The sequence below is a fragment of the Corallincola luteus genome, from assembly GCF_004336975.1.
GTDB lineage: Bacteria > Pseudomonadota > Gammaproteobacteria > Enterobacterales > Neiellaceae > Corallincola > Corallincola holothuriorum.
This window is the reverse complement of record NZ_SJXE01000002.1, coordinates 28,915-44,053: the sequence shown is the minus strand read 5'-3', so window position 1 is coordinate 44,053 and position 15,139 is coordinate 28,915. Positions and strand designations below refer to the sequence as shown.

Below are 15,139 nucleotides of genomic sequence, written 5' to 3'. Positions count from 1 at the left end.
GGGGCAACGTACCCCCCGAAAGCGCTTCGTTAGAAGCGCTTTTTTTTATGTACAGGATGTACGGTCGAAAAATGCTCCATGCATTTCCGACATTCCCACCATCCATGGCGATCGTACACCCACTACGCTACGCGGGGTGAGCTTTGTCGCGGGTGCATGGCACCCAATACACTTCGTGGGGCGTACTAATGCACAGGAGTGATGCTGCGCAAGGTGGGCTTTGTTGCGAACGGATGCCTCCTTAAGAACAGCGGCGTACTAAATCACGCAACTTAGTAAGCATCATCCCAACGCTGCCACCAACCAGAAAATCCTCGGGTAAGGTAGTGCTTAAGTCCTATCAGCAGCAACAGTAGGGTCATCGGCAGGATCAGTAACATCCACTTAGCGGTCACCGGCAGAGGTAAATAGCTGGTATCTAATACCAGCAAATTGCCAGTAAAGTGATAGTGATGACGAAATGCTTCTTCGAGATCTGCGGGGAGCCGCATTGTTGACAGGTAGCCCTTCACTCGCGTTTCCCGAAACAGATCCGCTAATACCGGCTCATCCTGCTGCTTGATCAAATAGGTTAGCTGCGGCTCATCACCCGCATGTACCACCACAGGCACGTAATAGTCGGTTTGAAACGGTTGCGCACTATCATCCGGTGGCATGAGCACTTCATAGGTGTTGGTGATCTCTCGCAGACCACCATTTAATTCAACATAGCGATTTTGGGGAGCCTGCGGGAACAACTCATTGGCTTGTGCCACCACAGGTTGTTCACCATTGCGCTGCCAATAGTTCACCGCATCCCATGCGCCGAGCAGTAAAGCGATGACCGCCACTAACTGGCAAAAACTGGTGGCCTTGAGAATAAGAGTCTTCATATGCGCTCCTTGCATCTAACCCTGACCTGATGAGGGGATCTATTACGGAGAATGAAGTAATTAAAGCATCTGATTTAAACGCAAAGATATAACCTGCTCACATTTCGACCAAGGCGTAACAACACAGATCCAATAGTTTGAAGTATGCGGCGAAAAGCGGGGAAATGAGAGCTAAAACAGAGCGAATGGCTAGTAAAAGTAACAAATGTTAAATTAGATAACACAGTGTTAGGCGGGCGCTAGCAGAGAATATAAGCCAAACCCTTACCTATAAAAAAGACCTCCAACTGGAGGCCTTATCTACTGGTGGCGTATCAGAGCCTAGCTGCGACGCACGGCACCTAATCCAACCACAATCAAGCCCATCAGCAAAATTGCCGCTGGCGCAGGAACCGAAGCCTTACCTTCAAAACCTTCAATGCGAACGCCGTAGCCACCACTGATGGGGTTACCGCCGATCAAGTTGCTACCATTCACTTGAATACGCTGGCTACCTGCGATAGCTGCAGGGCTGCTAGGCCAGCCTAACCGGGTGCCATTGATACCGAAAATCGACACGAAGTAACGACCGGCATCTAAGAAGAAGTCATCCACATCAAATGTCACTACCGGAAAAGAGCTACCAGCAGAGCCGCCCAAACTGTCATCACGCACGTAATCACTGCGATCCAAGGTTTGCGCAAACAGTGACGTAGTCAGACCAGCATCAAAAATCTCAATGGTTAGCTCATCCATATAACGGTCAGCGGTGGCAGACACATCATGTAACTGCGCAGCGATCTGCTCTACTGTCGAGCCCGCAGCCAGATCAAAACTGGTTGCCGCACGGTACTCACTGCTACATGGCGTACAAGAGCCTCCGGCAGCAGAGCCAAGAAACGGATTTTCATAGAGGGGAGCGGCTGAAGCACTCTGAGAGACAATCATTACCGCAGCGGCGGCCAAACCTGAAAGAGACTTAAACATCATGGATACTTCCTTTATTACTGCTAACCAAATTAAGTTTAATTTTTCATAGCAAAAAAGAAGCCAAACAAGTAATATATTGAATTAAAAGGATTAAGTTAACCGCCAAATATAAGCACGCACTAAAACGTAAAAATATTAGACATCTGACAAAGGTATTATTCGATCTGCTTAAACCCCTGCCCCATTCGGAACAAAACCATCATAACGATCATCGGTGCGAGGCTGTAAATGAGCGCGTCGATATTGGTAAACAGATGCACCCCACCGATCACCAGCGTCAGTAGAAAGAGCAGATAAATCGGCGCAGTCAGTCGCAAGCGCACACTGCACATTGGGCAGGTAAATGATGAGTTAAACACGCCATGTCGCTGCAAGCTCGCGTTCAATAGCGTGGTATCGATGGTCTCTTTACAGGCAGGACAACGGTAAATTCTAAACATTGAATTCGCTTATCTGAAACAGCCAGTGATGATGATTATCAGACCACAAGATCTGTGAAACGTTGCCGAACTTCCATCAATGCGAAACCCAGCAAATTAGCGCCTTTCCACTGATTGGGGTTTTCAGCATGAGGATCATCTGCGGATAAACCGATCCCCCAGACTCTATCAACGGGACTAGCTTCAACCAAGATCCGCTCTCCGGTTCCCAGAAGAAAAGCTTTTAGCTCAGCATGTTGATCGAATTTTAGTAAGTTTGCTTGCACCACAATTTCAAATCGATGCTGACACCAAACTTGTTCGTCAAAGTTAAGCACTTCCCTACCAAATTTTTTGGCTGCTCCCGGATTCGAAGCAGTAATAATTCTTTCGTAGGCACACTGGTCGCCAAAGAGCTTAGCTTTCGCTGCCATCATGTAGTGTTCAGCAGTAAGAAATTTAACCCCATCATCGATAAAAGGAGCTTCATACCACTGACTAAAGCAACTCTTTGAAACGCCTTTCTCTGGCTTTTTATGGCCCCAGAAAAAAACGTACTTTACGCAATTTCCATAATTAACGTAATCAACTAACTGTTGTATATCCCGCAGCTCAGGCATCGAACTCTCAATCAAAGGGGCTATGACTCGTAAATACTAGCGACTAATCCAATCCCAAAAACTCACGGCGACAAGGCATCGTCAGAGCTCCAGGGCGCAAAGATTTTACCAATTTTTCTGCTTCAGTTTTGTCCATACCACGCTCAATCAACAAGCGTGCGGCAATAAACCCCGTACGTCCGGTGCCCCCCTTACAATGCAAGGTGACGTTGCACCCGCTATCAAGCAGGTTATTTAGCCGCTTACTCACCTGCGGCCAACGCGCTTCAAAATCAGCATTGGGCAGATCTTCATCAGGGATCGGCATATGGAACCACTGCATATCGAAGTGAGAAACTTTATCGCCTAGATCTTCAACCTTATGTTTTACCAGCTCTTCGGACTCCATCAGCGTCACACAACACTCCGCTCCCCAATACAGCAGATCATTGAGATCCTGCTCCATCATTTCACTAAAGTCCTGATCCCCCTCTCGCTTGCCAGGGCAAGGATGCAAACCAATTTTGCCCTCACAACCGGGGATGTTTAGTTCGTAAACGGGCAGCTTATCTAAACGTTTACCTGGCATTGTCATGTTCCTCTTTGAAAAAATACCGGCGCCTAGGCGCCGGATAGATATTAAGTGGTCACAGCTCCAGTGAGCCTTGCCGGTGAAAAGCCGCGATTACGCTGCTTCACCAATTCCTGAATGCCGCAACAAAGCATCCACTTCGGGTTCACGACCACGGAATGCGCGAAACAGATTCATCGGTGAATCGCTACCGCCTTTGCGCAAAATTTCATTGAGGAAGCTCTGCCCCGTTTCGCTGTTGAAGATACCCTCTTCCTCAAATCGGCCAAAGGCATCAGCAGACAGCACTTCTGCCCACTTATAGCTGTAATAGCCTGCCGCATAGCCGCCACCAAAGATATGACCAAAGCTATGTTGGAAGCGATTAAATTCACTGACCGGCACCACAGCGACCTTATCGCGGATCTGATCCAAGGTGTGCTGCACCTGCGCGCCCAATGTGGGATCGAAATCCAGATGCAGGTGGAAATCAAACAGGGAAAATTCCAACTGACGCAGCATCTGCATAGCACTTTGGAAATTCTTCGCCGCCATCATCTTGTCCAGCATCGATTGTGGTAGTGGCTCTCCGGTTTCAAAATGGCCAGAGATAAACGCCAATGCTTCCGGCTCCCAGCACCAGTTTTCCAAAAACTGACTGGGCAACTCTACAGCATCCCAAGGTACGCCATTAATACCAGAGACGCCGGCCGTTTCCACTTTAGTGAGCATATGGTGTAAACCGTGGCCAAATTCATGGAACAAAGTAATCACTTCATCATGGGTAAACAGCGCTGGCTGACTACCGACTGGGCCACTGAAGTTGCAGGTCAGGTAGGCCACAGGGATCTGCAGTTCATTGGCTTCGGTACGCCAACGCGCCTGACATTCATCCATCCAGGCTCCACCCCGCTTGCCTTCACGAGCAAACAGATCGAGGTAGAAGCTACCTTGCAAGCTGCCATCAGCATTGAAAATATCAAAGAAACGTACATCTTTATGCCAGGTGTCGACGCCTTGGCGCTCAACGATATCCACGGCAAACAGGCGCTTTGCGACTTCAAACAGGCCGCTGACCACGCGGTTTTCCGGGAACCAAGGGCGTACCGCCTCAGCATCAATGGCATAAGTATGTTGCTTCAGCTTTTCCGAGTAATAGGTCAGATCCCAAGCCTCGGCGTTTTCAACACCGTGTTGCTGTTTGGCGTATGCCCGAAGCTCATCCAGCTCTTTCTGCCCCTGAGGCTTAGAGCGCTCAGCCAGGTCATTGAGAAAGCCCAGTACCTGGTCACTCTTCTCCGCCATTTTGGTGGCCAGCGAGTATTCGCCATAGTTGTCAAAACCTAACAGGCGTGCTTTTTCGTGGCGCAGGGCAACAATCTCATCCATTACCTCGCTGTTGTCCCACTTACCGGCGTTGGGGCCTTGATCAGAAGCTCGCGTAGCGAAGGCCACGTAGATCTCTTTACGTAGCTCCCGGTTGTCACAGTAGCTCATCACGGGCAAATAACAGGGGAAATCTAGGGTCAGCAGGTAACCCTCTTGTTCTTTTGCCGCAGCGGCCTGCTGTGCAGCCGCTAACGCCGTGGGAGGTAAGCCCGCCAGCTCAGATTCATCGGTGATCAACTTGCTCCAGCCACGGGTAGCATCAAGCAAATTATTGGAAAACTGCGAGCCCAACTCACTGAGTCGAGTACTGATCTCAGTAAAGCGCTTCTTCTTATCCTCGGGCAGAGCAACACCCGCTAGCTCGAAGTCACGTAACGCCTGCCGGATCACCTCTTGCTGCGCTTGGCTCAAGCTGGCGAACTGCGCGCTGTTAGCGACACGCTGATAGGCATCAAACAAGCCCTGATGCTGTCCAACCCAACTGCCATATTCGCTGAGTAACGGTAAACAGGAGTCATAAGCGTCACGCAGTTCGGGGGTATTTGCCACACCATTGAGGTGTCCCACCGGCGACCAGGCACGACTGAGTTTGTCATTCACTGTATCCAACGGTGTGATCACCGCTTCCCAGCTCTGCTCTTGGCTGCTGGCGACCTGCTCCACCACTGCTTTACAGTCAGCGATCAACTGCTCAACGGCAGGCTTAACATGCTCAGGCTTAATCTCGCTAAAACGTGGCAGGCCGGAAAAGGATAACAACGGGTTGGTCATGGATGATCCCTGATCTGATAAAGAGTCTAAAGGGGGTTATCGGGGTTTAAAGGCCTCTTTTCAAGTCAAGCCGTGACATTTGTCATGACCGACTGGTGACAGCTGTGGCTAACGACAAATAATGCGGTGATGAATACTTCACTTACCCAGCCAAAACGGCATACAAAAAACGGATTTGAAAAAAGAGGACCAATGAACAAGCGTGAACAATTAACCACAACGGTTTACTGCCATAACGATTTAATCCACAGCGTCGATTTTCATTCAGCGCCAGTCGGGCTAGTATCCATAGTTAAACGCAACCCTTTGTTGGAGAACATATGAGCAAGCATTTCGACTTTATTGCTATTGGCGGCGGCAGTGGCGGCATAGCAACGGCGAACCGTGCTTCGATGCGTGGCATGAAATGCGCCATTGTCGAAGCCAAATTTCTGGGTGGTACCTGTGTCAATGTCGGTTGCGTACCCAAAAAAGCGATGTGGTTCGCAGGCCAGATCGCCGATGCATTCAAATACGCCCCTGACTATGGCTTTGACGCCACGGTGAAGGGTTTAGACTGGGGCAAGTTAGTGGCCAGCCGCGAAGCTTATATCTCGCGTATTCATGGTTCCTATGATCGTGTACTTGGCAATAACGGCGTAGCGGTAATTAATGGTTTTGGCCGTTTTGTTGACGCCCATACCATTGAAGTGGATGGCGAAACCTATACCGCTGATCATATCTTGATCGCCACCGGCGGTCGGCCCCAGATCCCTGACGTACCGGGTGCTGAATTAGGTATCGACTCTGACGGCTTCTTTGCGCTAACAGAGCAACCAAAGCGAGTTTTAGTTGTGGGTGCAGGCTACATTGCCGTTGAGATTGCCGGGGTCTTTAATGCCCTTGGCAGTGAAACCCACCTCGCCGTGCGCAAACATAAGCCACTGCGTAATTTCGACCCGATGCTCGCTGATACACTGGTAGAAGTGATGGCAGAAGACGGCTTGAACCTGCATACCGATGCCACACCCAAAGCTGTCCATCAGCATGATGACGGCAGCTTAAGCATGGAAACCGAGAGTGGCGAGATGATTGGCCCCGTGGACAGCCTGATCTGGGCAATTGGTCGAGACCCAGCCACAGACAATATCAATCTAAAAGCCGCAGGTATTAGTCTCGACAGCCGTGGCTATATCCCGACAGATAAATTTCAGAATACTGAGATCGCCGGTATCTATGCGGTCGGCGACAATACGGGCCGCGCGCAGCTTACCCCTGTCGCCGTTGCCGCCGGACGGCGTTTGGCTGAACGCCTGTTCGATGGTCGCGAAGGCTTACATCTGGATTATGAGCAGATCCCCACCGTGGTATTTAGTCACCCGCCGATAGGAACCCTAGGATTAACCGAGCCTGAAGCGATAGAGATCCATGGTGAAGAGAATATCACTGTGTATAACTCGCAGTTCACCGCCATGTATTCGGCACTGACAGAGCACCGTCAACCGACCAAAATGAAATTAATCTGCTTAGGCGAAGAGCAAAAAGTGATTGGTATTCATGGCATCGGTTTTGGTATGGATGAGATCCTGCAAGGCTTTGCCGTGGCGATGAAGATGGGGGCAACCAAAGCTGACTTTGATGCCACGGTGCCGATCCATCCCACCAGTGCGGAAGAGTTTGTTACGCTGTCACCACAGGTATATCGCTAACCACGATACGATCGAAAAAGCCGCCAGACTGGCGGCTTTTTTAAACCCATCGACAGCAAGTCTCAGGTCAGCTTTGGCGCTTAAATATTTGCCCAAACAACACTACTAATGGCAACGCAACCGCTGCCTGCGCCCACCATGGACGAGCGGGTTCAAACAGGATCCAACTGGCAAACATTAGCACCTCACTCCATGCCAAAAGTTTAATTAGCCGCTTACCACAAACACTGATCTCACTAAGTAGGCTAATCACCACAGACCAAGCCAATGCTGTAAACGAAATAACCACCGCGGCAAGTAAAAAACCGGTGGCATGACTCGCGATGAGCTGGGATCCCAATACTGCCGCACCAAAGCACAGCGCCAAGTAGTGGCTGATGGTTTGTGTTTTTAACAGTTGTTGCCGAACATCATGCAGCAGATGATGAATTGTTTGACGCCAATGGGCCGAGGTACGAAAGGTGGCAGCCATGGTTCACTCCTTGAATACGCCGCTGTGCGTTAATTGAACACCTTGTTCATTTACTACTCTAGAACGCCGTTAGATCATTCTCAAGCGATATTCGACTAATTTATGCCTCTGGTCTTGATGTCGTGAACCATTTCGCATTATGCAAAGTTCCAACAAACCGGGTAGATGCCATACTCAATAGTGTCGTTCATCAGGAGAAGCTGAATGTCATCGCCACTGCGCGCTCCTCGCCTGCTAGAAACCCTACGAGAGGGATTGTGCCTGTTCGAGTTTTTGGCTCTGCTCATCTCTTGGCCGTGGCTAAAGCGCGCCCATACCAAGATCAACAAGCGCCGGACGATTTTGGTGATCCCCGGTTACACCGCCTCAGACAAAACAACCTGGTGCTTAAGATTGTTCTTACGTCAACTTGGTTATTGTGCGGAGGGCTGGCAACAAGGCCGTAATCATGGCCGTGTTGAGCAACTATTACCTGCTTTGGAACAACGTTTATTGGCGATCAGTCATCGCGATGGTGAAGCGCCGGTCTTACTGGGCTGGAGTCTCGGCGGGTTTCTCGCAAGAGAGCTAGCCAGAACACTACCGCAACATGTATCGCAGGTGGTTACGCTAGGGACGCCCGTTATCGGAGGTCCTAAATACACCATAGTTGCCCGTCATTATCGCAGCTGGGGCTACTGTCTCGATGAGCTGGAGCAAACCATCGCACTGCGCAATCAACAGGCATTCAGCATGCCCGTGATCGCGCTATATAGTCGCTACGATGGCATTGTCCATTGGCGTGCTTGTCTCGACCAACTCACCACAACGACACACTACCCCGTCACAGCCACCCATATCGGTTTAGTCGGATCACCCTGGGTGTTTATAAAAATCGCCCGACTGTTAGGTGATCATTGAGGAGAGCGAAGAACGCCCCCTTGAGCAACAGATCAATTTAACGAGGGTAGTTCAGAGCCTACCTTTGCCACCAATGAATCCACCGCAGCGGATGGGCTATCCAGCACCATCTCAGTATCGGTTGTCAGTGTCCAAACCGCTTCTTCAGTTGCCACATCAAACAAAGCCGATTCAGCGCGCATAACAAAGGTCTCATAACTCGTCGCAGGAATGCGTGCATATCGGTAGCTCTGATAGAAATAGCCATACCAACCGCGATAGGTATCAACGCCTACCACGCGAAGATGCGCGGGAACATAGGTGGTTATGGTTTCTTGGCCAACAGGGCGCACCAGCAATACCCCATCAATCCCATCCTCGGCAAGTCGCTTAACCACTTCCTCTCTCTCCATCTCATGTAAACGAGGATAGAGCTCAGACGACAATGAGGTCTTTACCCCTTCGCTGGCGAGCGAATCGGCCAAGCCTTTTTCGAGAAAGTATTGATAAGCGGGATCATAGATCACGCCAACCACCAGCACATGGGTAAATGGTTTATGCGGGTTGGGATCCTGCCACTGCTCAACCTGCTTAGTACTTTGAACGGCACATCCACTCAGCAACAAATACAGCGAGGTAACAACAATGGCGCGATAGAGAGTGATCACAGGTCACCTAAGTTAAAGGATGGCGTAGCCATCACTTTAGCCCGCGCAGCTGCGTTATACCAATAGATTCATTCGGTTAGTCACAAGAGACTCGACATCCAGACGCGGCACTCTCTTCACTCAACGCCAACAAGCGTATCACTTCAACCGCGTCCGTTATCGGCACTGGCGCTGGTGCCTGCCCGCGTATCGCATCCAATAGCTGCTGATAAAAGCCAAGATAATCACCATGCAAGGTAGCGACCGGCTGATGTTCAGTGGCAAAGTAGAGCTGCCCCCATAACGCTTCGGCTTCAATACCAAAGCTAGATGCCTGTGGATCCATACCGCTTTTCAGCGCGTCTTCTTGCGGATCTAATCCCGATTTCAGGTAGGTGGCCAATTCGCCTTGTAACGTAAATCGAGGATTAGCCGCAGCCATATAAGGGGAAGCACACAACACCACCTCTTTATCGGCGTAATGCAACTGCAGCTTAAAGTAATCCACAGCCTTCGCTGCTGGACGCAATGCTCTGAGGGTGGCGGTTAAATGGCTTGGTTGACCAAACAGCTGTAACGCTTGATCCAGCAGGTGCGGGCCGAGATCCCAAAAGATACCGCTGCCCTCACCACCATTTTCCCGCCAGCGATCCCGCGGCTGTGGACGAAAGCGGTCGAAGTGACTTTCAAAATAGTGCGCCTTGCCAAGGCTGCCATCGGCGACTAGTTTTTTCACCGTCAGGAAGTCACCATCCCAACGACGATTCTGAAACGGTACTAATAGGCGCTCCTGCGCCGCCGCAAGTTGCTGCAGCGCGACAGCATCCACATAATTAGTCGTCAGCGGTTTTTCCAACAACACATGTTTACCGGCCGCTAACGCGCAGCTAGCCAAAGGGGCATGACTATCGTTCGGACTGGTGATGATCACCAAATCAAGATCTTCATGGCCACAAAGCGCATGATGATCTGACAGCACCTCAACATCCGGTAACAACTGATGCACTTTAGCGGCATCAGAACTACTAACGGCACGGATCTCCACCGCCTCCGTCGTTGCCAACGAACGTAAAAAGGGCACATGAAATGTTTGTGCCGCGTAGCCAAAACCAACAATGCCGACCCTAATGTTACTCACGATAATCTACCTTGTTCATTCATCCGCCGAGTCGCTCCAGTGTAACGCTAAACCATGGGTATCAATATGCCAACGTCACCGCATAAAAAAAGCCCATGTCAGAACGACATGGGCTTTTGCAAACGCGAATGGTGCATTACTGCGCTTGCTCAGCCTGCCGAATACGCTCTTCGCTAGGCGGATGACTGGACAGATAATCTAACCAGCTATCGCTATTGGGATCCTGAGAGGGCAGCTCGTCCTCCTCTATACCTTCTGATAATAACGCCTGATGTTTTGCCATCATCTTGCGCATCACATCGGCAAACAGCGTCGGAGGAAGACCATTGGCTTTGAGAAACTCAAATGCGTAACTATCAGCATCGCGCTCAAAATCCCGAGAGTAAGCGGAGCTGATGATATAGGTCGGCAACGCCGCAAACAGATCACCAAATGCCGATGCATCCCCCACCACCAACACGGCAATCACCGCAACGGTAGAACCCTGTAAGGTCTGGCGTAAACTATGCCGTTCAACCACATGGCCAATCTCATGACCGAGTACAGCTAATAGTTCTTCGTCACTGTCCACCAGCTCAACCATCTGATCGGTAAACACCAGCGTGCCATCAGGCAAGGCAAACGCGTTCGCGCCAATCTCTCCACCATCGCGAAGTAACACCCTAAAGGTGTATTCACTATCGCTAGGCAGATAAGGTGCAAACAGATCGTGCAACTGCTGCTGCCGCACATCTGACAGTTTACTTTCACTCAATAAACTACGATCCAGTAGCGCTAAAGTCGTCTCACTTGAGTGATCTAAAACAGTGGCAGGAAGTTGATATGCCACCACCTTGGATGCGCCGGGAATGCCATAACTAACCATCCACCAACAAAACAGCGCCACCAAGATGACACTTGCCAGTACAAACTTGGTATGACTCTCAAGGAAGTTGAGAAAACGATTGCCACTATCTCGACCAAACGCAGCCAACCATTGATCAATGGCGTCATTGTCTGTGGTTTCAAAGCGGCCACCGTCCGGCAGATCGATATAGCGCGGTGTATTCCCAATACGCGGAGAGACCGTCACCTCAGCTAAACTACATTGACCTAAATGACGGCTATCAACCGCTAGCAGTTGCAGCGAACCATCGGCGCCAGTGCGCATGGTGGCGAGCGTCTGTGCCGATGACTCGCCATCATAGTAGGTGCCAGCAATCATGCTCACAGACCTAGCTCGATATCAAAAACGTCACCGATCTCTTCACCAATCGCATTGCCGGCATCAATCTGCGCAGCAACAAAACTGTCCAAATCATTCCCTTCCAGCACTAGGGTTTCAGCCCGATAACGCACCAAATTACAAATCACCCAAGGGATAGCGAAACCAAGAGTGACGATGATCAGGAGCGCATTAAGCAGATAGAGTTTGGTTAACGCTTTGGCATCCAACTGGCTCTTGAATTTGTTCTCTTTTAACTTGGTATTGTTGAACAACAAATTACCCAAGCGAGCGTTGACAAACGCTTTGACGAAAGTGAAGCCAATGATACCCACCAAGACAGTAATGCCTGTACCAATTGTGGCCACAGCAGGTGCATCGAAGGCCGCACCCGCAAAGCTCAAGCCGCCGAGCACAAACAAGCCGATATAGAGAACGGTGGCAATCAGCATCGCCATCAGAAACGTGATGTAGTATTCACCCACATCTAACTTTGCTTCAAACGGCGCGTCGCCATATTTTGTGTTATTCACCAAATACTTATTCAACTGGCGGATCCACCATGGAAAGGCGATACCGAAGCTAAAGAGCACTGCCAGATAACCCAAGACAAAATTGCAAAATGCGGAGCCGTAACTGCCAGTGAAATCGAAGCGGATATTCCTAAACGCTGTGTTTCTCATATTAAAACGCAAACTGCGGTTAATGATCCAAGGCGATAAGAATAGAAACAACGGGATGGAAACCACCATAGTTTCCACAGGAAACTGCTGGTTTAAAAAGAAAAAAGCGACAAAAAGCACTACGGCGATGATACGCCCTTTGAGGATCGTCACAGGGTTGGCGAGATACTGAAAACTGCCACCAGCCACCTGCATGTTGCCGTAAAAATACTGATGTGTACGTACCTTGGCCCAAGCGGCATAAATACCTAAGGTCAAGATGGTCAAAACAATATTAACTATCCAGATACGAAAAAATTCACCACCAAGACCATGGAAGCTAAAGGGGTGGCTCTCAAACTCAATCGCGGCTTCGGTAGGGGTAGCACTGACCGTTGACGTTGCTGCCGTCAAATCGGCCTCAGGGGTATTAGGGGACTGTTCCATCACTTACTGCTCCTTTTTACAAACATCTTTCATGGATGATCTTCAGTTCATCCATTCCTAATGGAAATATCCCGCCTATGCTACCGAAACAAAGCGGCACTGTTGATTAGAAAATTATCAAATCGAGAATTTAAGCAAATAAAACGGGGCAAAACTCACCTATCCTTAAGCCTAAGTTACCTTTGTCTGTCCGCTTGCTAGAGCAGCTATCGACCAAACTGCTGCCAGATCATGGCCACAGGCGATTCAAGCCAAACAGCCACATTCATTGATGCTCGCCAAAAACAGTTAAGAGGTTGAGCAAGTAAACGTCAGGAGTAGCCTATGCGGCTCATATTACTTTTGCTCAGTGCACTGCTGCTGTTCAACGTCTCTGCAGGGGGGCTATTGGCCAAGCAAGTGCTCCCCAAAGTAGAGGTCAGCAATAAAGGTCAACTTACCATCACAGCAAAAAATGATGTGAAGTATCAAGACTGGAACAGCACAATGCTCACTGGCAAAGCCAGATTGGTGCTACACATCGCCTCAAAAAAGAGCGCCAACGATATCAATCTCGAGGCGATGCAAGCCGTAACTGATGCCAAGCTAGACCCACACTATTTTCAGACCACCACCATAGTTAATGGCAGCGATTCCGTTTGGGGCACAGCTAAATTTATCCGCAAGTTGTTGGAAGAGCGTACCTTACAAGAGCCCGGTGCGCGCTTTGTACTAGATAACCGCGGCCGCGTCAGGAAAGCATGGGGTCTGCAAACCGGTGATTCCGCCATATTGATCGTTGACGCAAACAATCAACTGCTGTGGCATAAAGAGGGCAAACTGGATGTACTGGATATCGAAGGCATACTGGAGATCATTCGCGCAGAGATAACACGATTGACCAAAGCATCAGGCACCAGCTAAATAGCTAGTGCCGGAACGCTCTGACCAATAGTTACGTGATGCGCTACAACAGCGAACGCGGCGTTACAAACCACCCAAACGATCTGCGAGTATTTTGTAACGCTTAACATCCTCTTCATCAAACAGAGGATTTTCACCGTCAGCTTCTTTCGGCACTAACAGTTTTTCACGGGCAAGACGTTCAACTCTAACTTCGGAAACTTTTAAGAATGCGGCGACATCGGCCACAGACATCATCTGCGACATAGGTAACTCCATAGGCAGCGTAGTAATAACTTCGGTGTACTAATTAAAGCTCGAACTGCCGAAGTTTGCGAATAGCAGGCAGTCATCTATTGGAGCTACCTCACTTAGTGGGCTCAACTATGCGCTGGGCATAGCAAAAATCTCAAGTAGATTGAGTGCGTTATGTGATCCAGCAAGAGTAGTCCAAGGCATCAGTGAGCTGATAATATCAACAGGTGAAAATCTCCGAGGTTACTTATTGCAAGCGATTAACGCCAAAGACCCAGCTCGCGCCGTTCTTTTTGCGCTCACAGCTGTATTACTCTGGTCGACAGTGGCCACCGCATTTAAGTGGTCACTGCAAACGCTGTCACCAGCACAGCTGGTGTTTCTTGCTGCGTTATTCTCCTCCCTGTTTCTCGGCATAGTCGTTGGCTGGCAAAAGAAGCTGCATCTATTGGTCTCCACCTTCCTGCAACGTCCCTTGCAGTTTGCTTTGCTCGGTGCGATCAACCCATGTTTGTACTATTGGGTGTTGTTTGAAGCCTACGACCGACTTCCCGCACAACAGGCACAAACCCTGAACTACACTTGGGCGATCACCTTAACCCTGCTCTCTGTCCCTCTGTTAAAACACCGCGTCACCAGACCACAATGGCAGGGTGCGGCGCTCGGTTACTTCGGTGCCGTGATCATCGCTACCCGAGGAGATCTGCTGGCATTGCAGTTTGATTCCACCCTCGGCGTGCTATTGGCGTTAACCAGTACCCTGCTCTGGTCCATCTACTGGATCTTTAACGCCCGCCATCAAGCAGATCCGGTGGTGAGTTTGCTGCTCTGTTTTATCATTGGTACGCCTTGGTGTGCAGTATTAGCGGGCTATCAAGGCGCCCTATGGCCTGACGACTGGCGTGGTTGGCTAGGGGCTGCGTATGTTGGCCTGTTTGAAATGGGGATAACCTTTATCCTCTGGCTTACCGCCATGCGCCTTACAGACAGCGCCGCCCGCGTTGGTAATCTGATCTTTCTATCACCATTTTTGTCACTGCTGTTTATCTACGGCTTACTTGGGGAGGCGATCCATCCCGCCACCTATATTGGACTGGCGTTTATCGTCTGTGGCGTGCTAGCCCAGCAATGGCGACGAAACTGATCTCAGGCTTAAGTTGAAGCCAACGGTGTCACAATATCGTCATACAATCGCTCTATGATCACCGCACCTGGAACCTCTGGAAGGTTGTTTGCTGCCAACACCCCCTGTCGCCGTAGCAAACATTTGGGGAC

Annotated in this window: 16 protein-coding genes; 4 read left to right on the top strand and 12 right to left on the bottom strand. The window is 49.9% G+C overall.

Annotation, left to right across the window (positions count from 1 at the left end):
• Positions 1 to 272 precede the first annotated feature (272 nt).
• From EZV61_RS06780 to prlC, 6 genes are all read right to left on the bottom strand, one after another.
• The gene (locus EZV61_RS06780) at positions 273 to 872 is read right to left on the bottom strand and encodes a hypothetical protein (RefSeq protein ID WP_114337433.1); all 600 of its coding nucleotides are present in this window, start codon (positions 870 to 872) and stop codon (positions 273 to 275) included.
• A gap of 321 nt (positions 873 to 1,193) precedes the next feature.
• Complete coding sequence (locus EZV61_RS06775; RefSeq protein ID WP_114337432.1) at positions 1,194 to 1,841, bottom strand: hypothetical protein; 648 nt, start codon at positions 1,839 to 1,841, stop codon at positions 1,194 to 1,196.
• A gap of 155 nt (positions 1,842 to 1,996) precedes the next feature.
• Positions 1,997 to 2,281, bottom strand: coding sequence for a hypothetical protein (locus EZV61_RS06770; protein WP_130566745.1), 285 nt, complete (start codon positions 2,279 to 2,281; stop codon positions 1,997 to 1,999).
• A 38-nt stretch (positions 2,282 to 2,319) separates the two neighbouring features.
• Entirely contained in the window at positions 2,320 to 2,880 is a 561-nt protein-coding gene (locus tag EZV61_RS06765; RefSeq protein ID WP_114337430.1) for an NADAR family protein, read from the bottom strand.
• Between the two features lie 43 nt (positions 2,881 to 2,923).
• A complete protein-coding gene (locus EZV61_RS06760) occupies positions 2,924 to 3,448 on the bottom strand; it encodes a phosphatase domain-containing protein (RefSeq protein ID WP_158537977.1) in 525 nt (174 codons plus the stop codon).
• Positions 3,449 to 3,544: 96 nt separating this feature from the next.
• A complete protein-coding gene (prlC, locus tag EZV61_RS06755; RefSeq protein WP_114337428.1) occupies positions 3,545 to 5,590 on the bottom strand; it encodes an oligopeptidase A in 2,046 nt (681 codons plus the stop codon).
• Positions 5,591 to 5,910: 320 nt separating this feature from the next.
• On the opposite strand from prlC, the gene gorA reads away from it, so the two are divergent.
• Positions 5,911 to 7,278, top strand: a complete 1,368-nt coding sequence (gene gorA / locus EZV61_RS06750) for a glutathione-disulfide reductase (RefSeq protein WP_131414751.1) — start codon at positions 5,911 to 5,913, stop codon at positions 7,276 to 7,278.
• Positions 7,279 to 7,345: 67 nt separating this feature from the next.
• Here gorA and EZV61_RS06745 read toward each other — a convergent pair whose 3' ends face one another.
• The gene (locus EZV61_RS06745; protein ID WP_114337426.1) at positions 7,346 to 7,750 is read right to left on the bottom strand and encodes a hypothetical protein; all 405 of its coding nucleotides are present in this window, start codon (positions 7,748 to 7,750) and stop codon (positions 7,346 to 7,348) included.
• Between the two features lie 204 nt (positions 7,751 to 7,954).
• Between EZV61_RS06745 and EZV61_RS06740 the strand changes: the two genes are divergently transcribed.
• Positions 7,955 to 8,650 (top strand): esterase/lipase family protein, encoded by a 696-nt coding sequence (locus EZV61_RS06740; protein ID WP_131414750.1) that lies wholly within the window; start codon positions 7,955 to 7,957, stop codon positions 8,648 to 8,650.
• 32 nt (positions 8,651 to 8,682) lie between these two features.
• Here EZV61_RS06740 and EZV61_RS06735 read toward each other — a convergent pair whose 3' ends face one another.
• From EZV61_RS06735 to EZV61_RS06720, 4 genes are all read right to left on the bottom strand, one after another.
• Positions 8,683 to 9,297, bottom strand: a complete 615-nt coding sequence (locus EZV61_RS06735; RefSeq protein WP_114337424.1) for a hypothetical protein — start codon at positions 9,295 to 9,297, stop codon at positions 8,683 to 8,685.
• Positions 9,298 to 9,373: 76 nt separating this feature from the next.
• Positions 9,374 to 10,414 carry an oxidoreductase gene (locus tag EZV61_RS06730; RefSeq protein WP_205695337.1) on the bottom strand — a complete coding sequence of 347 codons (1,041 nt, stop codon included), beginning with the start codon at positions 10,412 to 10,414 and terminating at the stop codon, positions 9,374 to 9,376.
• A 136-nt stretch (positions 10,415 to 10,550) separates the two neighbouring features.
• Positions 10,551 to 11,618, bottom strand: coding sequence for a M48 family metallopeptidase (locus EZV61_RS06725; RefSeq protein ID WP_240695171.1), 1,068 nt, complete (start codon positions 11,616 to 11,618; stop codon positions 10,551 to 10,553).
• Positions 11,619 to 11,620: 2 nt separating this feature from the next.
• The gene (locus EZV61_RS06720; protein ID WP_131414747.1) at positions 11,621 to 12,727 is read right to left on the bottom strand and encodes a YjgN family protein; all 1,107 of its coding nucleotides are present in this window, start codon (positions 12,725 to 12,727) and stop codon (positions 11,621 to 11,623) included.
• Positions 12,728 to 13,051: 324 nt separating this feature from the next.
• Here EZV61_RS06720 and EZV61_RS06715 point away from each other — a divergent pair, with 324 nt between their 5' ends.
• Positions 13,052 to 13,630, top strand: a complete 579-nt coding sequence (locus tag EZV61_RS06715) for a YtfJ family protein (protein ID WP_131414746.1) — start codon at positions 13,052 to 13,054, stop codon at positions 13,628 to 13,630.
• Positions 13,631 to 13,693: 63 nt separating this feature from the next.
• Here EZV61_RS06715 and EZV61_RS06710 read toward each other — a convergent pair whose 3' ends face one another.
• Positions 13,694 to 13,876 carry a helix-turn-helix domain-containing protein gene (locus EZV61_RS06710; protein ID WP_407642913.1) on the bottom strand — a complete coding sequence of 61 codons (183 nt, stop codon included), beginning with the start codon at positions 13,874 to 13,876 and terminating at the stop codon, positions 13,694 to 13,696.
• Positions 13,877 to 14,114: 238 nt separating this feature from the next.
• Between EZV61_RS06710 and EZV61_RS06705 the strand changes: the two genes are divergently transcribed.
• The gene (locus EZV61_RS06705) at positions 14,115 to 15,008 is read left to right on the top strand and encodes a DMT family transporter (RefSeq protein WP_240695162.1); all 894 of its coding nucleotides are present in this window, start codon (positions 14,115 to 14,117) and stop codon (positions 15,006 to 15,008) included.
• The last annotated feature ends 131 nt before the right edge of the window (positions 15,009 to 15,139 follow it).